Origin of the sequence: Actinomadura harenae, from assembly GCF_003696215.1 — a bacterium.
GTDB classification, from domain to species: domain Bacteria; phylum Actinomycetota; class Actinomycetes; order Streptosporangiales; family Streptosporangiaceae; genus Spirillospora; species Spirillospora harenae.
Genome location: NZ_RFFG01000021.1, coordinates 29184 through 48750, shown reverse-complemented (window position 1 = coordinate 48750; position 19567 = coordinate 29184). Strand labels below are relative to the sequence as shown.

The 19567-nt window shown below is 69.7% G+C and carries 19 protein-coding genes; 7 read left to right on the top strand and 12 right to left on the bottom strand.

Features of this window, described 5'->3' with window-relative positions; genetic code table 11:
* Positions 1–289 precede the first annotated feature (289 nt).
* Positions 290–673, bottom strand: coding sequence for a hypothetical protein (locus EBO15_RS14165; RefSeq protein WP_147481491.1), 384 nt, complete (start codon positions 671–673; stop codon positions 290–292).
* A gap of 426 nt (positions 674–1099) precedes the next feature.
* Positions 1100–2587 carry a helix-turn-helix domain-containing protein gene (locus tag EBO15_RS14160; protein WP_158628222.1) on the bottom strand — a complete coding sequence of 496 codons (1488 nt, stop codon included), beginning with the start codon at positions 2585–2587 and terminating at the stop codon, positions 1100–1102.
* An 831-nt stretch (positions 2588–3418) separates the two neighbouring features.
* Here EBO15_RS14160 and EBO15_RS14155 point away from each other — a divergent pair.
* The 4 genes from EBO15_RS14155 to EBO15_RS14140 all read left to right on the top strand — a co-directional run bounded on the left by EBO15_RS14155 (position 3419) and on the right by EBO15_RS14140 (position 7400).
* Entirely contained in the window at positions 3419–3895 is a 477-nt protein-coding gene (locus EBO15_RS14155; protein ID WP_122194837.1) for an NUDIX domain-containing protein, read from the top strand.
* A gap of 179 nt (positions 3896–4074) precedes the next feature.
* A complete protein-coding gene (locus EBO15_RS14150; RefSeq protein WP_122194836.1) occupies positions 4075–5220 on the top strand; it encodes a site-2 protease family protein in 1146 nt (381 codons plus the stop codon).
* A gap of 309 nt (positions 5221–5529) precedes the next feature.
* Positions 5530–6195, top strand: a complete 666-nt coding sequence (locus EBO15_RS14145) for a TetR/AcrR family transcriptional regulator (protein ID WP_158628221.1) — start codon at positions 5530–5532, stop codon at positions 6193–6195.
* Positions 6192–7400, top strand: coding sequence for an FAD-dependent oxidoreductase (locus EBO15_RS14140; RefSeq protein ID WP_122194834.1), 1209 nt, complete (start codon positions 6192–6194; stop codon positions 7398–7400). The genes EBO15_RS14145 and EBO15_RS14140 overlap by 4 nt, the downstream gene beginning before the upstream one ends.
* A gap of 13 nt (positions 7401–7413) precedes the next feature.
* Here EBO15_RS14140 and EBO15_RS14135 read toward each other — a convergent pair whose 3' ends face one another.
* The 9 genes from EBO15_RS14135 to EBO15_RS14095 all read right to left on the bottom strand — a co-directional run bounded on the left by EBO15_RS14135 (position 7414) and on the right by EBO15_RS14095 (position 15710).
* Positions 7414–7959 (bottom strand): MarR family winged helix-turn-helix transcriptional regulator, encoded by a 546-nt coding sequence (locus EBO15_RS14135; protein WP_233616184.1) that lies wholly within the window; start codon positions 7957–7959, stop codon positions 7414–7416.
* 406 nt (positions 7960–8365) lie between these two features.
* Positions 8366–8794, bottom strand: a complete 429-nt coding sequence (locus EBO15_RS14130; RefSeq protein WP_122194833.1) for a CBS domain-containing protein — start codon at positions 8792–8794, stop codon at positions 8366–8368.
* Between the two features lie 630 nt (positions 8795–9424).
* Entirely contained in the window at positions 9425–10777 is a 1353-nt protein-coding gene (locus EBO15_RS14125) for an acyltransferase family protein (protein ID WP_122194832.1), read from the bottom strand.
* Between the two features lie 306 nt (positions 10778–11083).
* A complete protein-coding gene (locus EBO15_RS14120) occupies positions 11084–11572 on the bottom strand; it encodes a GNAT family N-acetyltransferase (protein ID WP_122194831.1) in 489 nt (162 codons plus the stop codon).
* Positions 11573–11818: 246 nt separating this feature from the next.
* Complete coding sequence (locus EBO15_RS14115) at positions 11819–12073, bottom strand: YbjQ family protein (protein ID WP_122194830.1); 255 nt, start codon at positions 12071–12073, stop codon at positions 11819–11821.
* A 222-nt stretch (positions 12074–12295) separates the two neighbouring features.
* Entirely contained in the window at positions 12296–13354 is a 1059-nt protein-coding gene (locus EBO15_RS14110) for a hypothetical protein (RefSeq protein WP_122194829.1), read from the bottom strand.
* A gap of 7 nt (positions 13355–13361) precedes the next feature.
* Positions 13362–13907, bottom strand: a complete 546-nt coding sequence (locus EBO15_RS14105) for an RNA polymerase sigma factor (RefSeq protein WP_233616183.1) — start codon at positions 13905–13907, stop codon at positions 13362–13364.
* A gap of 89 nt (positions 13908–13996) precedes the next feature.
* A complete protein-coding gene (locus EBO15_RS14100) occupies positions 13997–15268 on the bottom strand; it encodes a serine hydrolase domain-containing protein (protein WP_122194828.1) in 1272 nt (423 codons plus the stop codon).
* 55 nt (positions 15269–15323) lie between these two features.
* Positions 15324–15710 (bottom strand): cupin domain-containing protein, encoded by a 387-nt coding sequence (locus tag EBO15_RS14095; protein ID WP_122194827.1) that lies wholly within the window; start codon positions 15708–15710, stop codon positions 15324–15326.
* Between the two features lie 142 nt (positions 15711–15852).
* On the opposite strand from EBO15_RS14095, the gene EBO15_RS14090 reads away from it, so the two are divergent.
* Positions 15853–16485 carry a TetR/AcrR family transcriptional regulator C-terminal domain-containing protein gene (locus EBO15_RS14090; RefSeq protein WP_122194826.1) on the top strand — a complete coding sequence of 211 codons (633 nt, stop codon included), beginning with the start codon at positions 15853–15855 and terminating at the stop codon, positions 16483–16485.
* 105 nt (positions 16486–16590) lie between these two features.
* Here EBO15_RS14090 and EBO15_RS14085 read toward each other — a convergent pair whose 3' ends face one another.
* The gene (locus EBO15_RS14085; RefSeq protein WP_122194825.1) at positions 16591–17700 is read right to left on the bottom strand and encodes a WD40/YVTN/BNR-like repeat-containing protein; all 1110 of its coding nucleotides are present in this window, start codon (positions 17698–17700) and stop codon (positions 16591–16593) included.
* Positions 17701–17847: 147 nt separating this feature from the next.
* On the opposite strand from EBO15_RS14085, the gene EBO15_RS14080 reads away from it, so the two are divergent.
* Both EBO15_RS14080 and EBO15_RS14075 read left to right on the top strand, forming a co-directional pair.
* Positions 17848–18807 carry a helix-turn-helix transcriptional regulator gene (locus EBO15_RS14080; RefSeq protein WP_122194824.1) on the top strand — a complete coding sequence of 320 codons (960 nt, stop codon included), beginning with the start codon at positions 17848–17850 and terminating at the stop codon, positions 18805–18807.
* A 140-nt stretch (positions 18808–18947) separates the two neighbouring features.
* Positions 18948–19547, top strand: coding sequence for an AAA family ATPase (locus EBO15_RS14075; RefSeq protein ID WP_233616182.1), 600 nt, complete (start codon positions 18948–18950; stop codon positions 19545–19547).
* The last annotated feature ends 20 nt before the right edge of the window (positions 19548–19567 follow it).

Here is a 19567-nt window from a genome sequence, read left to right as displayed (position 1 = left end):
ACGGAATCGGCCTTTCTGCTTCTCCAGGCACGGGCGGGGAGCCACCGTCACGCGCGCTTCACGGACGCAGTCCGACGCCCCTGGGAACGTCGGATCTTCTTCTCGGGGCCGTCGCCAAAGATGCCGTGCGTCGTCTGCGCGCCCCGGGTGATCACGGACTCGAACTGATACCGGTGGACCTTCTCGGCCACCGACGTCCCGGCGTGCCCGATGGGGTCGCGATCGTCTCGACCGGAGCACCACTGTCACTCACGATCGAGGCTCCGAGTAGGCGAGGCCCCTTGGGGTGCTACGTCAGGCTGTCCAGGCCGGGTGGACGCATCGAGCGGCCTTCCTCTCCGTCCCGGCCGTTGCTCTTGCGAATCAGGCTCAGCACGGCCTTGGAGAGCTCCCTTACCTCTCGCATCGAGTAGCCGTGCGCGATGAACATCCTGCCCTCCACCTCGCACCGGAACGCCACCCCCTTGTTCCGGCGGAGGTAGGCGACGACCGTGCCCCCCACCGCCGTCCACGCGGCGGCGCTGCCTGCGGTGGCCACGAGGACCTCGGTCACCACAGCGCGCGCGTCACCTGTCGGGAGACGGAAGCCATGGCCGGACAGATGTGCGCGGAGTTCTCCGGCCTCGGCGTCAGGCAGCCGGAGCGTCAGGTGCTCGGCATGGTCGGCCGACATGAGGACGAAGGTCCTGCGGCCGTCATTCGCCTTGTCCCGGGTAATCAACGGACCCCCATGTGCCCCGGCCACCTCCGCCCGAGTTGAAGGGGAGGAGGGCGTCCGGTTCAGGGAGGGGGTGCACCGTCCGCCCCCTCCCCTGAACCCGACGGCTCCTCGACGCCGACGTCATCGACCATGCCCCCGAGGCGGTGAAGGCGCGAATCGGCACACCTTCACGTAAGGATCGATGATGAGGCGGGGGTGATCCGGGTGTTTGGTTGCGAGCCGCCCGGCGAGTTCCGGGCCGCCCTGCGTTGAGACACTCAGAACTCTGCCGCTTCGAGGTGGAGCTCGCCAGGTTGCGTTTGCACAGTGACGGACACGGCCGGTTTCGTTTCGATGAATGAGGACGGGATAGGCGCGGGGGCGAGGAGCGGGCTTCGGTCACCCCTTTTCGTCGCGGCCGTCGACGATGCGGATGGCGAGTTGCATGTCGCAGAGCGCGGACGGGGCATTGAGCAGGGACCGCTCGAGGATCTGCTCGACGCGGAGGATCCGTTTGCGTGTGGCCGGGACCGAGAGTCGCAGTGAGCGTGCGGTGCTGGGCAGGTGTCCGTTATTGCCGAGCCAGACCCGCAGCGTGTGCAGTAGGCGCGGATCACTCTTCCCGACATCGGACAGGCGGTTCTGCGCCCACCGGACGACGTGCGGTGCGCCGAGGAGCCGGTCCAGGGACACCTCGTCGGAGACGTCGTCGAACTCCCCTGCCCGCCGGGGCTGGCTGAGGAGGCGCTGCGCCAGGTGGAGTTCGGCCAGGGTGGCGAGGTCGTCGAGGTCGCAGTCGAGGAGGTCGGCGATGAGCCGCAGCCTGCCGGCCAGGGTGTTGCGGTGGATCTTCAGCTGCCGGGGCGCTCGGGTGGAGAAGTTCAGCCACGAGGCGAAGGTCGTCTGAAGCTCGGCGGTGTCCGGATCCTGGGCGCGACGCGGACGGTGATCGAGCAGCGGCTGGATTCGGCCGGCCGCCCACCGGCGGCCGACCGGGCCGATAAGGGACGCCAGCTCGTCGCGCGGGCTGAAGGTGGCATGCCGCTCGGCGCTGTTCCTCGCGACCGCGAGCGCGTGAAACGCCTGTTCGTACCCCGTCTCGATGTCGCGAAGATGCACCGCCTGGCCTATGCCCACGTAACAGTTCCGCCGGTTGGCCACGATGGCCCCCAACGCCTCGTCCAAGGGGTCGGACGCGTCCTCACGCTTTGGCGGAGCCAGGATGATGAGGTGGCGGGTGTACACGGGGCAGCGGACCAGCCATACGCGGCCGTGAATGGCCTGCTCACACTCCTTGAGGCATTCGTCCCTGAGCCGGGGCGGGCACTCGATGATGCAGACGCGCGTGACTTCGGGCAGGAACGAGCCCAGCGCCTGGGTGACGCGGCGGGCCGCGGCGGAATCCCCGACCAGTAGGAGCTGCAACGCCGCTTCATGGCTCTGCTCGTTCGCCAGTTCAATCCGTTCGCTGTGCCGTTGGAGTTCCTCCAGCCGCCACCGTAGCCACAGGTATCCGGATGCCTCCGATATCAGCTTTCGCCGCTGGGAGGAGAAGGGTTTGCCGGACGCGACGACCAGGATGAGCGGCGGGTCCTCACCACCGGCCGTCGAGACCCACACGGTGTGCGAGGCGGTGTCGACGGTCGCCGACGCGGCCTTCCCCGTGGCCACGCGCCGGATCCCTTCCCTCGCGTCCGCAAGAAGTTCCGTCGGCCACCGGGGGGACGCTTGAAGGGGTTCTCCCTTCGCGTCCGCCAGAACCACATAGCCGTTGATCTGCGACGCGAGCCACCGCAACAGAGCCTGCAGCCCGTCCGGTCTGGTCACCAACCGTCGTACCGTCTCGGATTGGGTGGCCGGTCGCCCGTCACCAAGGCCGGCTGTCATCTCGTACCGCCTCCCGCCAACGCCCATCGACCGTCTCCATACGAGTCTTCCCCGTCGGACACCCGACCGCAGGCGCTCAGGATCAACTGCTGTACTCCGGGCAGCAGTGCAGCGCATGGCACACGGGCAGGGACTCAATAGCCGCAACCAACGCCTGGTGTCGAGAAACTCGCCGAATGATCCCAACCGACGAGCAGCGCCATCTCGACGAGCACTCCGACCAGCGCTGGGGAGAGGAGGAAGCCGGGTACCTGGCCCGCCTCTGAGACCGAGTTCCCTCGCTCGCCGACACGTCCAGCTGCTATGCGGGGAGCTCGTCGATCATGACGGGTGGCAGAGGCACCAGTCACGGCGAACTGGATGCCTGGCTGAACGCCGATCGCCGCAACACCCGCCCCAGGTCCGCCCACGCGAACACCGCGACGCGGAAGCAGGCGTCGAGGAGAGCAGGGTGCCTCTCCTCTTCGCCCGCATCGCATCCGTGCCAAACAGGCAAGCCCTACTTCGGACACGTGGCCGACGAGGCGGTTGTGACTGTGCTGAGCACGTGATCGAAGACATGCCAACGTGACATAACGCGATCACGGTATTACCTGACGCGATCGAGGTTGCGCCGTAGGCTAAGGCATTCCGGGCTCACCCCAGGTCGCGGGACGCGACGGCGCCGAGGGCATCGGCACGACAGCGGCGCGTCTGTGGTGACTTCTCGCTCTACGTCCCGTCCCGTCTCGGCTCATGCGCAGGATCCCCGGCGGCGGATCGTGAGCGCGCGCCCGAGAGCTTCGAACGTATCTGGGACGGCAATGGTCCCCTGGCGCGGGAGGCATGAGTATGGGACGCAGGATCGACTACTACGACGACCCGAACGCCCCCAAGGCCAACAGCCTCGTCCCGTCCGTCAATGTCGTCGTCGCCAACGGCAAGGGCGAGATCCTCATGATCCGCCGGACGGACAACGACAACTGGGCTCTTCCCGGCGGGGCCATCGACCTCGGCGAGTCGATCGCCGAAGCCGGGGTACGCGAGACCAAGGAGGAGACCGGGATCGACTGCGAGATCACCGGACTCGTCGGCCTCTACTCCGACCCCAAACACCTCATCCACTACACCAGCAACGACGAGGTCCGACAGGAGTTCTCAATCCTGCTCACCGCCCGCCCGACCGGCGGCACACCCCTCCCCAGCGACGAGTCACGTGAAGTCGTATGGGTCCCCGCTGAGATGGCGGCAACCCTCAGGATGGATCGCTCGATGCGACTGCGCATCGGCCACTACCTGACACGTCCGGCGAGCCCGATCCTGGCCTGAGGGCGCCTCATTCGTCGCGAGAGACGGACAGAGTGAGCCGGGGCGTTGCGCCACCCAGCTGGTCGCGTCCCTCGCGATACGGCTGATGTCGGTCTGGGCGATCAGTTTGCCCCTCCGGGGGAGGCGATTCGGGGCTGGTCCGGTGGCGGGTGGCACGGTGGAGGGTGAGGTGGTGTCCCGTGAAGCAGAACATTCGCCTGGGGACGATCGCCGGTATCCCGGTCGGGCTGCACTGGTCGGTGTTGGTGATCATGGCGCTGATCACCTGGGGGCTGGCCTACGGCGTGCTTCCCCCGGCCCAACCGGGATTGCCGGTGGCGCTGTACCTGCTGGCCGCGCTCCTGGTGGCCCTGGTGTTCCTCTGCTGCCTGGTGGCACACGAGTTGGCGCACTGCGTCGTCGCGGTCCGTTCGGGCGTCCGGGTCAAGAGCATCACGTTGTGGATGCTGGGCGGTGTCTCCGAGCTCGAGGCCGAGGCCCCGACTCCCCGCAGTGACCTGGCCATCGCGATCGCGGGGCCTGCGACCAGCCTCTTGCTCGGCCTGCTGTGCGGGGTGGCCACGGTCCTGGCCAATGGCTGGCATTCGCCGAGACTGCTCGCCTTCAGCCTGGGCTGGCTCGCGGCGACGAACCTCCTGCTCGGCGTCTTCAATCTGCTGCCGGGTGCGCCGCTGGACGGCGGCCGTGTGCTGCGCGCGCTGCTGTGGGGGCACTACGGGAACCGTGCCCGCGCGGACAAGGCCGCCACCGGCGCCGGACGCCTCATCGGCGCGGCGCTGATGGGGCTGGGCGTGGTGGAGGTGCTGTTCGTGGGCATCGCGGGGCTCTGGCTGCTGCTGCTCGGCTGGTTCCTGATGCGTGCGTCCCAGGCCGAGGAGACCGTCCGTGAGGTCCGAGGGCTGTTGGACGGGCTGACCGCCGCCGATGTGATGACGCCCCAGCCCGAGGTGGCCGCCGCCTGGAGCACCGTCGCCGACTTCACCCGTCGTGTCGTGGACGACTCGCGCCAGTCGGTGTTCCCGGTCGTCGACGTGGACGGCCGTCCCGTCGGCATCCTCGACCTGGCGGCGCTCGATCGCCACCTCGCGTCCGGCTTGGCCTCGTCCCGCGTGGACGCCGTCGCCTCCGCCGTCCCGCCGGAGTATCGCGTCGCCCCGTCCGTCCCGGTCATGGAGCTCCTCGGACGCCGTCCCCTGGCCGGCGGTGTCCTGGCCCTCCTCGTCGAGGACGGTCACCTGCTCGGGATGGTCACCGTCGGCGACATCGACCGGGCGATCCGCCGGCGCCGACTCACCACCGAGGAGCCTGGCCGGCCCGAGGAGTGACGCCCCTCGGACGACACCGGGCTCTCGGTGCGCCGAGTTCGCCGGAGATCCGGGGCCATGGCGCTGCGGCGTCACCACTCCAGGCCGTCGCGCTGCCGCCTGGCTGGCACCTGCCGCTCACGTCGCATTCCGGTTCCGGGAGACGTGAGTGAGGCCCGGCCTCGGTGAGGGCCCGTTCGATCGCGGACGGCGGGTCCCCCGACGGGCCTGTCGGGGCGAACCGGCACCGCCCCTGACCTGGGCGCCCAGCCCGAAGTCTTGCATTGTGCAATGAAACGTGCCTACGCTTTGGTCAAGCGCTTTAAGCAGTTGACCAAACAGGAGGCGCTCGTGGCGGACGAGCCGTCCGGACCCGGGACCAGGACGCGGCTGTTGGACGCGGCGGTCGAGTTGATCGCCGAGAGCGGCTGGGCCGCGACCACCTCGCGGAGCGTGGCCGAGCGCGCGGGGGTCAACAACGCGCTGGTGCACTACTACTTCGGGTCGGTGGACGCGCTGCGCAGGGCGGCGGTCACGCACGCGTTGGAAAGTGAGCTGGAGGGTCCGGTGCTGGCGATCCTCCAGGCCGACGACACGCTGGACGGCGTGCTCCACGCGGTGGGGAGCCTGACCCGCGAGGACGCCGCGACGCCGGGACCGCGGGTGCTGGCCGAGGCGCTGGTGCAGGGGCTGCGTGACCCGGTGCTGCGCGAGCAGACCGCGACACAGCTCCGGGCGTTCCGCGAGTTGCTGGCGGCGCGGCTGGCCGAGGACCGTGCGGCGGGCCGGTTGCGCGGCGAGGCCGATCCTGCGGCGCTGGCCGTGGTGCTCACGGCGCTGCTGGACGGCCTGCTGCTGCACCGCCTGGCCGACCCCGGATTCGACGCGATGTCGCCGACCGCCTCGGTACTCGGTCTGCTGCGTCCACCGGGCGCGCCTCACTCCGCCGCGCCCGCGGGTGACGCGGCCCAGTCGTTCGGAAAGGAGAACACATGAAAGTGGTGGTGTGCGGGGCGGGGATCGCGGGGCTGGCGTTGGCGCGAAGGCTGGCGGAGCTGGACGCGGACGTGGTGGTGCTGGAGAAGGCGCCCGCGCCCCGAACCCAGGGGTACATGATCGACTTCTTCGGGCCGGGCTACGACGCCGCCGACGCCATGGGGGTGCTGCCGCGCCTCCGCGAGCTGGGTTACCGGGTGTCGGAGGCCGCGTGGTTCGGCCAGAACGGGCGGCGGCGCGCCGGGCTAGGCTACGCCCGGTTCGAGGAGGCACTCGGCGGGCGCCTGTTGAGCATCATGCGTCCGGACCTGGAACTGGCCCTGCGCGAAAGCCTGCCGGAGCGCGTGGAGGTCCGCTTCGGTGCCCGGCTGACCGGGCTCGAACAGGACCCGGACGGCGTACGGGTGACGCTCGCCGACGACACCGCCGTGGAGGCCGACCTGCTGGTGGGGGCCGACGGCATCCATTCGACAGTGCGCCGCCTGACCTTCGGGACGGCGGCCGACCAGCTGCGTTACCTGGGATTTCACACCGCCGCGTTCGTCTTCAGCGATCCCGAGGCGCATCGACGGGTCACCGGCCGGTTCTGCCTCACCGACACCATCGACCGGCAGCTGGGCTTCTATGGCCTGCGCGACGGCCGGGTCGCGGCGTTCGCGGTGCACCGGGAGTCCGATCCGGCTCTGCCCGCCCACCCGCGACAGGCCCTGCGGGAGATCTACTCCGGCTTGGGCTGGGTGGTGCCAAGGGCTCTGGCCGCCTGCCCGCCCGACGAGCAGATCTACTACGACCAGGTCGCGCAGGTCGTCGTGCCCCACTGGAGCGAGGGCCGGGTGACGCTGGTCGGCGACGCCGCCTACGCGGTGTCGCTGCTGGCGGGGCAGGGCGCGACGCTGGCGGTGGCCGGGGCGTACGTGCTGGCGGATCAGCTCGTCCAGGCCGACACCGTGCCGCTCGGCCTGGCACGGTACGAACGGCTGTGGCGGCCGGTGGCCGAGGAGAAGCAGCGCGCGGGGCGGCGCGGCGCACGCTGGTTCCTGCCCTCGTCACGCGGGGAGCTCCTCGTCCGCCGCCTGGCCCTGCGCGCCTCGCGCCTTCCCGGGGTCAGTCAGGGACTCGCGGGGTTGCTGGCGGGCAAGCCGGTCGGGTTGATCGACCAGCTGCGGTCGACGCCGCGTGACGCGCGCCGCACGGCACGCGGCTGAACCGGGCCGCCGGTCAGGCCCAGCCCGGTGGGCTCGGCTCGGTGGCCACCGGTTCCCCACCGGCCTCGGTGAACGCCCGCAGCGCCGTCACCAGGGCCTCGCGCTGCGCGCCGGGCATCTTGGCGACCACTCCCGCGAGTTCGGCGCGGCGGCGCGCGGTCACGTCGTCCACCAGGTTCCGGCCCGCCTCGGTGAGCCGGATCAGGATCTCCCGCCCACTGTGCGGGCTGGCCTCGCGGTCGACCAGCCCGGCCGCGGCGAGCCGGTCCACCATCCGCATCGCGGTGGACGGGTTCACCGCGAGCCGTTCGGCGAGCGTGGCCAGCTTGGACGGGCCGTGTGAGGACAGCACCACGAGCGTCCGGAACTGCGGCAGCGTGACCGTGTCCTCCACCGAGGCCAGCGATCGCGCCGAGATCGCCACCAGCAGCCGCGACGCCGTCAGCACCGCCGCGGTCACCTCGTCAATGCCGGCCGTCTCGACCGGCCCCTCTCCGGCCATGGGGATGTTGTACTCCGCGACGGCGACCAGCGCCAACGCGCCCTGTCCGCCGGACACGGGACCGGCGCCACCGGCTGCCGCACGCGGCGAGCCTCAGGAGCCCGCTCACCGTTGCACCGGTCGGTTCAGGGCGACCGGGCACAGTCGCACCACGGCCGGTCACAGCAGCGCGTGACCGGCCGTGGTGGGACCTTCCGTGCCGACGACAGGTGGGTTCGGCGCCGACTGGCTCGGTGTCCCGCAGGCTTGGTAGCGGGCTTGGGGATGGCGAATCAGCGTTCTTCTCTATCCCGGCGAGACCGGGCCGCCGCCGAGGCCGGCCGGGGCATCACCGGAAGGTCGGCCTCGCGGCCTGTGCTCGTCGCGGCCGATCCGGGTCGGCGTGCGACGTCCGAGGCTCGGGGCCCCTCAGCGGGCCCGAAGGAGTTCGAGAGTCGTGCCGGACGGCGACCGCTTTCGTGCCTCAGCGGGCCGCCGGGTAGAGGTGCGCGACGAAATCGGCGACCTGGTCACCCGGGAGGTTACGGCCGAGTTCCGCCTCGCTGATCATGCCGACCATCCGCTTGTCCTCGATCACCGGGAGCCGGCGGACGTGATGGTTCTCCATTTCGTGGCGCACATCCTGGATGTCGGCGTCCGCGTCGATCCAGCGCGGAGTGCCCTCGATGACGTCGGACGCCTTGCAGGTGGCCGCGTCGCGTCCTTCCGCGACGCATTTCACGACGATGTCCCGGTCGGTGATGATCCCGCACATCCGGTTGTCGCGAGTCTCGTCGGCGACGGGAAGCGCTCCCAGATTCATCTGGCGCATCAGCTGGGCCGCGTGCTGGAGTGTGTCGTTCCTGGTGATCCAGTGGGCGCCGGGATTCATGATGTCCCTGGCCGTGGTCATGCTGTCCTCCTGATCGCTGCGACCGCGGAGATCGCGGTCGTATCTTGCCTGGTCCAGCCCACATGTGGGCCTCCGCGAGTCACCTCGGTGCCCTGGCCGCGCGGACGCGGCACAGGGAGGCCCGGACACGGTTTCAGGTGGGTGCCCGGAACCGCGCGACCAAGCCCTCACACCGAGGTGGTCGCATTCGTGAACCCAGGCTTGCGGAGTGCCTCAGCGGTGTGTGACGGGCCGGACGTCAACCCGGCCTTCTGACGGCCCCAATGGTGACCGTGAGATCAATTACCTGCCCCCTCGGGCGCGAGGTTCCGCATGGCGTACAGAACGATTCTGACACGTCAACGCCGCACGCGGCCATCACCTTAAGCATTTACCGAGGTTCCATGGGGGCCAATTTGCCTCCAGCGTCGAGTGGCGAGAATTTTGGAAAGCATAAATTCTTCACAGATGGTTGCTCGAAAAATAACCTGCCGCCCGGAAAAGAGGCATGGAGACCCCCGCCGACGAATGCGCCTCCCCAGCCCACGGTCGGTTCGCATGCGGTCGGTCGACGGCTGTGCTCGTCGGGGACCTTCCAGAAGTGCAGGCGGAACAGGCGTCCTGAGCGTGTGGTCGTCCGCCGCACGGGGGTCATCCAGCGGTTCGGGATGGCGGCGTTGCCGGTGAGCGGTCCTGGGACGGCGGGCGGCCGGAACAGAAGGCCGCGAGGAGGCCGCAGGCATAGATCACCAGGACCAGGCCGGGCAGGTGTCCGTCCGGGGCGAAGCCGCTGATGGCGAGCCTGGCGAGCGCGGGCACCATGGCGGCGAGGCCGCACAGCACCAGGATCGGTGACCACCATCCCGCCGCCCCCAGCCCTTCGGGCAGGAGGCGCAATGGCCGATGGGCCCACATCAGGACAGCGGTGAGCGGCACCAGGACGAGCACCAGGAGAGCGACCCAGATCATGCGTGTGACCATCCACGCGACCGATCCGATGGTCGGCTGGGGCATGACACCGGTGGGGTAGAGCGCGACGGCCACGATGATCACCGGCACCATGTGCCACAGGTAGACGATCATGACTGTGCGGTTGAGGCGGGAGACCAGCCGCCACCGGGACGGGCTGGCGAACACGCGCGCAAGGATCGGTTCGGCCGCGAGAAGCAGCCCGGTCTGGACGGCGGCGAACGCCAGCAGGGCGATCGACGGCGGGCTGGTGTTGCCCATCCGCGCTCCAGTCCCGATCATGTCGATCGGGAAGAGGCCCCAGGCCAGGACCGCGATGAGGACCACGGCTCCCGTGACGGCCAGCGCCCCGCAGCGCCACCGGGGACGCGTGAGGGTGCCGTCCTGCCACGCGAACCCCCACTGGTGCATCGCCCCCCACACGAGCAGGTAGTTCGCAAAGCCGATCAGGGGCAGGCGGGGACCGAGCACCGCGGCGTCCACCCCCGCGGCCACGACGGCCATCACCACCGGCACCGCCAGCCCCCACCGCCGGTGCGCGGCCAGCATCAGCGGAGTGAGCGCGATCAGAAGCAGGTAGACGGGCAGGAACCACAACTGCAGGGCGACAAGCCACCCGCCCCGGTCCAGGTCGTGGCTCTCCACCCCAGCAACCCTGGCCACGGCGAGGACGAGAACGCCCACCACGACGTACACCGTGGTGGGCCACAGCAGCCGCAGCATCCGGCCGCGCACCCAGTCCGTCCAGACTCCCTGCCGCCGACGGTGCGCCGTCCAAGAGACCGCGTTGGCATACCCGCCGACCACGAAGAACACCGGCATGACCTGCATGACCAAGGTCAGCCAGCGCGCCCAGCCGAGGTACTGCAGAGCATCTCGCCCCGACAGGTGCCCGGCCCGGTAGGTGATGTCGACCAGCAGCCAGTGCCCCAGCACCACCACACCGATCGCACAAACACGCAACAGGTCCACATACCGGTTCCGCTGCGCCCCGCCCCCCGCAGAGGGGCCACCTTCACTCACGACGAGGCCCATCAGAGCGCAGGCGGAGCCCTTCTCGCAGCATGACGCAGACCTTTCATCTCGAGCTTGAGCCGCAACCGTCACGTCATGATGTCGGCTACTGCCAGTGGTTCCGCGATCAGCGCGCCGTAGTCTCCCGGTGCCGCGAATCCACACCACCAGACGAAGTCGGCTGGCGCCTCCCATTGCGGAGGTCGGCGAGGCGGGACCGTCTCCAGTCCCCCACATGCGGCACAGGCTCCTTCTGGCATGGGGCGCCATGGGGCCGCGTTCTCGGTGGTGGTCATGGCCTCGATGCCGGTCCCACAGCGGTGTCGTTCAGAGCGGGCGGTGCATCATGTGCAGGCCGACGTAGCCCTTGTCGGGGTGACGGAAGCCCTTGGGTACGGTGCCCAGGACTGTGAAGCCGAGGGATTCGTACAGTCGTACGGCGCTCAGGTTCGTCTCGACGACGGCGTTGAAGACCATGGCTTGGAAGCCCGCGGTGCGTGCCCACGTCAGCGAGTCTTCGCAGAGGGCTCGGCCGACTCCTCGTTGTTGGTGGGACGGGTCCACCATGTAGCTGGCGCTGGCGATGTGGGAGCCGTTGCCCCCGCGGTTGGCGTACATGTTCGCCGTGCCGAGCACCGTTCCGGCGCTGTCGACGGCGACGACCGTACGCCCCGGCTCCGGCACCAACCACATGTCTCGGCCTTGGTCCTCGTCCAGGTCGAGCGGGTAGGGGAAGGTCTCCCCCGCTGCGACGATCTGGCGGAGGAACGGCCAGATGGCGGGCCAGTCGTCGTTGGTGGCATTCCTGATCAGCACTCGGTGAAGGTTTCCGTCACGGGCCGAAGGACGCAACCCACTTTCGGCTGGGGTGCCCCGAGAGGAGACGGGCCTGCCCCTTCACAGGGGCAGTAGCCGACAGCGGGACGGTGTTGGGCCGGGACCACTTGCCGTGCTCACGAAGGCGCCGGGCCCTGCGCGCCCGCATCGGTCGTGCCGACCGGGCCTTGACCTTGTCGCGTGGGGCGACGTCCTCGGATGGTCGATACAGGCATAGTTGTCGGCCTAGGTTGAGGCGCTGGTGTTCAGCACCACTGCTGTGCCGACAAAGCTGTGCATGATTCCGAGCCCGTCGCCGGCGAAGCTGGAGATCCGCATGCCCACGATGGCATGTGCGCCGCCTCTGGCGGCCGACTGGGCCAGTGCGTCGAGGCCCCGGCTGATGTTGTCCGAAGCGTTGACCCACACGGGCCAGGCGTGAAGAACAGCGACTGGGCCTGTGGCGGTAGGAACCGTGTCGGTCGTGTAGATGGGGATCATTCGCGCATTATCCGACGGGAGCATGGAGCAGGAGACTTGCTGGCCGGTTGGAGCCAAGCCCAGAGCGTCAGCCCTACCACGGCATGACGGGGTGGGCAGGTGTGGCCGGTTCGTCGGCAGCGCCTACGGGCGGGCTCTCCTGAGTGGCTCGGGCCCGCAGGTCTTCGAGGGGGGTGGGTGATTCCCGGTGGCTGTTCTTGGGCCACCGGGAATCGGGGTGGGTTACTGGGGGGCTGTGTTGGTCCAGCCCATCTCTAGGAAGAGTTGCTGGGTGTAGACGGTGCCGGGCTTCATGCCTCTTGTTTCGGGGGTGGTGCCTGATACGAGGACGGTTTGGGTGCCGAGTACTCGGTAGGTTGCCGGGTCTAGGAGGAGTTCGGTGTCGAAGGTGCCGTGCGGGTCGGAGGCTCGGGCGGCTAGTGCGAGCGCTTTGCGGCCGCCTGTGTCCTTGACTGTTCCGGCGTTGCGGATGCCTGGTGTGTCGGCCAGGGCCTGGAAGATGGCGGCGGCCAGCTTCGGTGAGCCGGGTTGGGTCAGTAGGTAGGCCGCGCCGGTGAGTTCGGACTCGGGGCCGCCTTGGCCGGCGCCCTTGCGGAGCGCCTGTTGCAGGGCCGTCTTGTCATTGGCCAGCGCCTCGCGCTCTGTTGGGGACGGAGGGCGGTTCCTCGGGCAGGTTTGCGGCTTGGTGGCGCAGCGCTTCGCGGCCGAGGCGAAGAACGCGGACGCCTGCTTCTTCTGGGTCGGGGTCGTCCGACGTGTGTCCCAGGGTTCGGCGTCGGTGGTCTGCTTGATCTGGGAGCCGTTGGAGAGGACGCTCCAGGTTTCCGGTGATCCGGCGCGCCGCCAGGCGGCCTGGTCTGCGGAGGTCTGCGGATAGGCTCCGGCGAACCGGCTGCGGAAGGCGTCGCCGTCCTGGTCGGTGCGGCCGATCCACTGGTCGATCTCCATCCGGGCACCGGTGATCACGTAGTCGCCTTGGGCGACGTAGTACGCCTGGCCGTTGATCACGTGGGTGTGCCAGAAGCGTCCGACCGGGGCGGACGCCGTCTTCTCCGCGGCGGTGAGCAGCACCTGGCGTGCGGTCGGGGGTGTCGTCGGGGAACCGCCGCTCATGAGGAGGGCGGCGGCGGTGACCGCGGCGATGCCTGCCGCGGCGAGGCTCAGGCGGAACATCGCTTTGCGCGGTGTGTGGCGGGGTTCGGCCTGGGACAGGACGCGCCGACGGCCCTCGGCGGTGACCTCGGCGGACGGCGGGGCCTGGGCCAGGAGGCTTCGGATCATGCGCTGTTCATCCATTGTCGTCCTCTCCGAGTGCGGAGCGCACCTTCTTGCGAGCCCGGCTCAGCCGTGAACCGACCGTTCCGTAGGAGATGCCGAGTGCCTGGGCGATCTCCTCGTGGGAGAACTCGGCGAGGGCACTGAGCAGGAGCACGTCGCGCTGTCCGTGCGGCAGGTCGGCCAGGGCCTTGGCCAGGCGCGGTTCCATGCCTGCCGCGCGTACCCAGTCGACGACGCGGTCTTCGTGGCTGTCGGCGACCTCTTCCGGGCCCAGCTTGGCCACGGCGCGGTAGCGGCGTGTCTCCTGCCGCCGGTGCTGCGCCACGAGCCGGGTGGCGATGCCGAAGAGCCAGGGCCGTACGGTGCCGCGCGCGGCGTCGAACACGTCTCGCTTCCGCAGGGCGATGAGGAACGTGTCGGCGGCGATGTCGTCGGCCACGTCGCGGCCGAGCCGGCCCGCGACGTACCGGTAGATGTCGGGGAAGTGCGCGTCGTAGAGCGCCGCGAAGTCGTCGGTCGCGCGTGTGTCCGGCTCGGCCGTCCACACGCCCTTCACGTTCGAAACTCCATCATGGGGGGAGGGCACCTTCCAGTGAGCGGATCCTGTCTCCGGTACTCCGACGATGCCCTCCCCTTCTTTCCCGTCTAATTCGTCTGCTTCGGTTGCCGTTTCAGACCGTGTTCCGAGTCCGTGGGCTGGGTGCCGCACATGGCCGTGCGGTAGAAGGCCAGCAGTGCGTCGTCGATGGGGTGTCGCTGCGGCTTGCCCGACGCGTCCGGCTTGTTCCAGCGGACGAGGTTCATGGCGACCGACATCCGCCGCCTGCCGTCGGCGCTGGTCACGGAGATGGTCTGGGCGCCCCAGACCGTGCCGTCGTGTCCCCAGAAGGTGCCGCATCCGGGGATCTCGATCCTGCGCAGTCCGAGACCGTAGTCGATCACGCTCTGCCCGTCCTGGGTGAGGACCGGGACCGTGCGCTGCATCTCGGCCAGCGAGGACGGGGCGACGATCCGGCCGCTGAACAGCAGGCCGTAGAAGCGGTCGAGGTCGGCGGTGGTCGAGACCAGGGCTGCGCCCGTGCCCACCCACGACATGTCGTACTCGCTGTAGTCGCGCGGCGGGTCGATCTTGCCGTAGAAGGCCTCGTACATCCGCGAATGCGGTCCTCGCAGGTGCGGGCCGTCCGGGAACCAGGTGTGCTTGAGTCCGGCGCGTCCGATGACCTCGCGGGTGATGTACTTCTCGGCCGGGATGCCGGTCACCTTCTCCAGGAGTTGGCCGAGGAGCAGGTAGTTGGCGTTGGAGTACACCCCTGTGGGCCCGCCGGGGCGGCCCGTGGGCGGTGCGTCGAGTCCCATCTTGATCAGCTCGGCGGGGCTGAACCGGCGGTACCGGTTGTCGTCCAGGCTCTTGGTCGACGCGTCCGGCGAGGGGAAGGTCCGCAGGGACGGGAACGCGTAGGGCAGGTACTCGGGGATGCCGCTGGTGTGGTTGAGCAGCATCCGTACCGTGATCTGCTTGCCGCGTTCGCCCGGCACCAGGGTCGGAAGGTAGTCGCCGATCGGTGCGTCGAGGCGGATCCTTGCGTTCTCGACCTGCTGCATCACGGCGGCCGCGGTGAAGGTCTTGGTGATGCTGCCGACGCGCTGGCGCATGTCGGGTGTGACGGGACGGCCCATCCGGACGTCGGCGACCCCGGACGCGCCGCGCCATGCCCGGTCGCCGTCGCGCACGTCGGCGTACACGCCGGGCATTCCCGCGTGGTGGACGGCGTCCAGCGCGGACTGCAGCTCGGTGGGTTCGAGGGCGGTGGACGGCCTCGCGGTGCCGGCCGCCGCGGCCCCTGCCAGGTCGGGCGTGGAAGCGGTCCCGATCGCGACCACGCCGGTCGCCAGCGCGGCCACGCTTCTGCGCATTACTCGTCGTGATGTCAAGGCGTCGGTCCTTTCGTGATAGTCGCCTGGGGCGGTGTCAGGCGTGGGTCCGCTCCTCGAGGCGGCTTCCCCGCGGGAGGGTGACGCTCAGGATGTCGCCCGGGTCGACCAGTTCGATGCGGTGCCAGCGGCCGCGCGGCACGATGACCGCCTTTCCGGCCGGGAGTTCGGCCTCCTCGTCCTGCTCCCCCTCCTGGGGCTTGAGGAACAGGCGGATCCGGCCGGTGAGGCAGGCGACGACCTCGTCCGCGTTGGGGTGGATCTCCCAGTGGTCGGCGTGGAGGTCCGCGTCGGTGGCGACGTGGAACGCCATCACCTGCCAGTCGGCGCGCTCGGGGTGGAAGGCCGGCTGCTCGGCGTGCACCTGGCCGTCGGGGCGGAGGCGCAGGAAGGACTCGAAGAGATCGATCGCGGTGACGCCCATGGCGGTGTCCTTTCCTGGAGAGAAAGTGAACAGCGTTCACCGTGAACAATGTTCACGGTGAACGCTGTTCACGCTAGGAGTAGGCTGAACCCCTGTCAAGCCGCAGATCGCCTGCGGGCACCACCGGAGGAAGAGGTCTCGCATGCTGCTGCGCCGGGCCGACGTCGTGTCCGGGGCCCTCGACCTCCTCGACGCCGAGGGACTCGACGGCCTGACCATGCGCAGACTCGGCGTCGCGCTCAACGTCCAGGCCGGCGCCCTGTACCGGCACTTCCCCAACAAGGAGGCCCTGCTGGACGCCATGGCCGACCAGCTGCTGGAGGGGGTCGCCGAGCCGCTGCCGTCCGGCCTTCCCTGGCCCGACCGGCTCGAGCTCCTGGGCGAGCGCCTGCACACGGCGCTGCTGAGCCGCCGCGACGGAGCACGGGTGGTCTCCGGAACCTTCGCTCCCGGACCGCGCACGATGGCCGCGAGCCGCAGCGCGGCGCAGGTGCTCCTGGAGGCGGGGTTCCCGCCGAACCGCGCCTGGGAGATCGCGTTCGCGGGCTTCTACTTCGTCCTCGGCCACACGATCGAGGAGCAGACCCAGTCCCGTCTGCCGGCCGACGATGACTGGACGGCGCGCCTTGCGGCCTCCGGCCTGGAGGCCGACGACCCGCTCGCCATGGGGCTGAAGGCCTTGGCCGCCGGGGACCCCGGCGAGCGTTTCTCCTACGGCCTGCGCGTCTTCATCTCAGGCGTCCGCCAGCACACGCCTGGCAACGCGACCGCTTAGGGAATCTCACCACTGCGGTCGGGTGGGACGCGGCCTGCACAAAATGCGTCGGCGCCGCGACCGGTGAGGGCGGTCGCGGCGCCGACATGGAGGGGTGGCGTGGGGTCAGCTCTGTTCGACGAAGCCCAGGTACATGACGTCGCGGGCGGTCGGGTTGAAGGCGATCGACTTGATGCCGTCGTGCGGGTTGTGGGCGATCGACAACCGGTGCGTGCGGATGTTGAGGGTGTAGAGGGAGGTCCGGTACACCGGGTCGCCGTACTCGAAGAACACGACGTCCGGGTCCCACGGGCTCGGCTTCAGCAGGCCGCCGTTGGTGATGGTCACCTCGCCGCCGTGGTCGGCCACCGGGCGGAACGACTTCCCGCCGTCGTCGGAGCGGTACACGTGGCGTCCGCCGCCGGGGCCTCCGCGGTCCATCTCGCTGATGTTCAGGGCCTGGAGATAAACGATCTTCGGGTCGATCGGCGACATCGCGACGGTGAACCCGTTGACCCTGTCGCCGGCCCGGCCGATGGTGGTGCGCCGCCAGGTCCGTCCGCCGTTGTGGCTGGTGAGGGCGCCCACCTCGGAGATGCCGATGACGATCTCGTTGGGACGGGACGGGGCGATCTTCGCGTCGTAGACGAGATGGTCGGGGCCCGCGATCTGGACCGGTGCGGCGCCGATGGGACGGAACGTCCGTCCGCCGTCCCGCGAGTCGAGCACCCGGCCCTTCTGCGTGACGCCGCGCAGGTGCGTCGGCTTCCGCTTGTCGGCCGTGAGGGTGACGAAGCCGCCCAGGCGCGCCGCGTCGAACGCCGGGCCCTCGAACACCCGCTGCCCCTCGACCCGGTAGACGCGGTCGCCGCGGAAGTTCCACACGTAGGCCGCGCCGCCGGCGGCGGGGCTGATCGACCAGATGCCGGTGGACGGCAGGGAGGCGAGGGGGCTCCAGGTGCATCCGGCGTCATTGGAACGTGCCAATTGGCCACGGTCGTCGACCGAGAGGAGCTGGTTCGGCTGGGCGAGCGCCTCCAGGCCCATCACGTACTTCACCGGGCGCATGACGCCCGTCGTCGGGGCCACGGTCTGGCCGCCGTCGCGGGTGAAGGAGACGGAGCCGTCGCCCTCGACCGTCTCGCAACGCGGCCCGCGCCACGGGGATCCGGCGGCGTCGGCCGTGGCGGCTCCGGCGGTGCCGGGAAACACGGACAGGCCGATACCTGCCGTCACAATGAGTGTCGCGAGGCTTTTCACGTGCGCTCCCTCGGTTTTCGGGTGTCCTTAACGAGGTAACGTGATCACGTGGCCCCCCGTCCACGATCTTGGTTGGCGGACCGATGCCACGTCGAGAACACGTCAACCTGGGGAGGGACGCGCATGCTGGAGGCGTTCGGGGTGACGAAGGCCGATGAGGGGATCTATCGGCTGCTGCTGCGCCACCCGCCACTGACCCGCGACGAGCTGGCCGAAAGGGCCGGCCTCACCTCCGCCGAACTCGGTCCGGTGCTGGCCCGGCTGGAGGAACTCGCCCTGGTCAACCCGCTGCCCGGCGCACCGGTCCGGCTCGCCGCCACACGACCGGACGCCGCCGTCGAGATGCTGGCCACCCGCTGGCAGGAACGCGTGACCAGCGCCCGCGCGACGGCCCGCGCGCTGCTCGCCGAGCTGCCCGTCGACGCCCGGCACCGTCCCGAGGACCAGGTCGAGATCCTCTTCGGGCAGGACGCGGTCGCCGCGCGGTTCGACCGGCTCCAGCGGGCGGCCTGGCACGAGGTGCTCGTCCTGGACCGGCCGCCCTACGCGCAGGAGCCCTCCGAACCCAACCAGGCGGAACTGGAGATGCTCGCGCGCGGCGTCCGGGTGCGCGGCCTGTACGCCCCCGAGGCGCTGGAGGTCCCGGGCGCGTTCGAGACGTTCGCGCAGACCATCGCGGCCGGGGAGGAGGCGCGGCTGCACGTGGACATCCCGCTCAAGCTCGCCATCGCCGACGGGCGGACCGCGATCCTGCCGTTCAGCAGCGACGAGCGGGAGATGGTCGACAGCGCGTTCGTCATCCACGCCGGGAACCTGCTGGACGCGCTGGTCCGCCTGTTCGAGCTGCTCTGGGCCAGCGCGATCCCCATCCCGGGCCAGGACGCCCCGATCGAGACCGACCTCGACCGGCAGCTGCTCACCCTGCTGGCCGCCGGCCTGAAGGACGACGCGACCGCGCGGCAGCTCGGCATCAGCGTCCGGACCCTCAACCGCCGCGTCAGCGAACTGATGCAGCGTCTCGGCGTCCGGACCCGTTTCCAGGCGGGCCTTCAGGCCGCCCGCGACCTCGACGGCCGTTCCTGACCCGATTCGACCGTCGGCGATGAACCGGGATGGTGCCGCCGCCGTCCCCTCGGCGGGGTCATGCTCGACCGCAATTCCAACCGGGGGTGAGCACGCGCCTTGCCGCGATGGGCCGTGCTCACTCCGGTAGCGTCGAGCCCATGTCCATGCCCGGCGTTCACGACGAATCAGAAGCGTGTGCCGGAGCCGGCACCCGTGCCTCGCAGACGTTGATCGTGCTGCGTGGCAACTCTGGTTCGGGCAAGTCCAGTGTCGCGGCCGAGATCAGGCGCCTCTACAGGAACAGGGATCTGGCGGTCATCCCCCAGGACGTGGTCCGGCGGCAGATGCTACGGGACCGGGATGTCCCTGGAGCTGCGAACATCGACCTGATCGACACCATCGCGCGCTGGAGCCTGGGGCACGGGTATCACGTTCTACTCGAAGGGATCCTTTACAGCGACCGTTACGGTTCGATGATTCGAAGCCTGGTCGCCGACCATTCCGGGCCGAGCCTTCTGTACTACATGGACATTCCGTTCGCCGAGACCCTGCGCCGTCACGCGACCAAGCCGAACGCGCACGAATTCGGAGAGCCGGAAATGGCCCAGTGGTACCGCGAACGGGATCTGCTGCCCGGAAGGCATGAGACCGTGATCGGCCCCGACCAGCCCTTGCGGGGCACGGTGGAACAGATCATGCGCGATGCGGGCCTGTCGTCGGCCCCGGAGGCGACGTCCCGGCGTTCAGGCTCTCGCTGACCGGCAGGGCGCCGTGGGGG

Bases quoted from the DNA above. Each gene is read 5' to 3' on its own strand.
- EBO15_RS14165 (WP_147481491.1), bottom strand. From the start codon at position 673: ATGTCGGCCGACCATGCCGAGCACCTGACGCTCCGGCTGCCTGACGCC.
- EBO15_RS14160 (WP_158628222.1), bottom strand. From the start codon at position 2,587: ATGACAGCCGGCCTTGGTGACGGGCGACCGGCCACCCAATCCGAGACG.
- EBO15_RS14155 (WP_122194837.1), top strand. From the start codon at position 3,419: ATGGGACGCAGGATCGACTACTACGACGACCCGAACGCCCCCAAGGCC.
- EBO15_RS14140 (WP_122194834.1), top strand. From the start codon at position 6,192: ATGAAAGTGGTGGTGTGCGGGGCGGGGATCGCGGGGCTGGCGTTGGCG.
- EBO15_RS14130 (WP_122194833.1), bottom strand. From the start codon at position 8,794: ATGACCACGGCCAGGGACATCATGAATCCCGGCGCCCACTGGATCACC.
- EBO15_RS14125 (WP_122194832.1), bottom strand. From the start codon at position 10,777: ATGGGCCTCGTCGTGAGTGAAGGTGGCCCCTCTGCGGGGGGCGGGGCG.
- EBO15_RS14115 (WP_122194830.1), bottom strand. From the start codon at position 12,073: ATGATCCCCATCTACACGACCGACACGGTTCCTACCGCCACAGGCCCA.
- EBO15_RS14110 (WP_122194829.1), bottom strand. From the start codon at position 13,354: ATGATCCGAAGCCTCCTGGCCCAGGCCCCGCCGTCCGCCGAGGTCACC.
- EBO15_RS14100 (WP_122194828.1), bottom strand. From the start codon at position 15,268: ATGCGCAGAAGCGTGGCCGCGCTGGCGACCGGCGTGGTCGCGATCGGG.
- EBO15_RS14095 (WP_122194827.1), bottom strand. From the start codon at position 15,710: ATGGGCGTCACCGCGATCGATCTCTTCGAGTCCTTCCTGCGCCTCCGC.
- EBO15_RS14090 (WP_122194826.1), top strand. From the start codon at position 15,853: ATGCTGCTGCGCCGGGCCGACGTCGTGTCCGGGGCCCTCGACCTCCTC.
- EBO15_RS14080 (WP_122194824.1), top strand. From the start codon at position 17,848: ATGCTGGAGGCGTTCGGGGTGACGAAGGCCGATGAGGGGATCTATCGG.
- EBO15_RS14075 (WP_233616182.1), top strand. From the start codon at position 18,948: ATGTCCATGCCCGGCGTTCACGACGAATCAGAAGCGTGTGCCGGAGCC.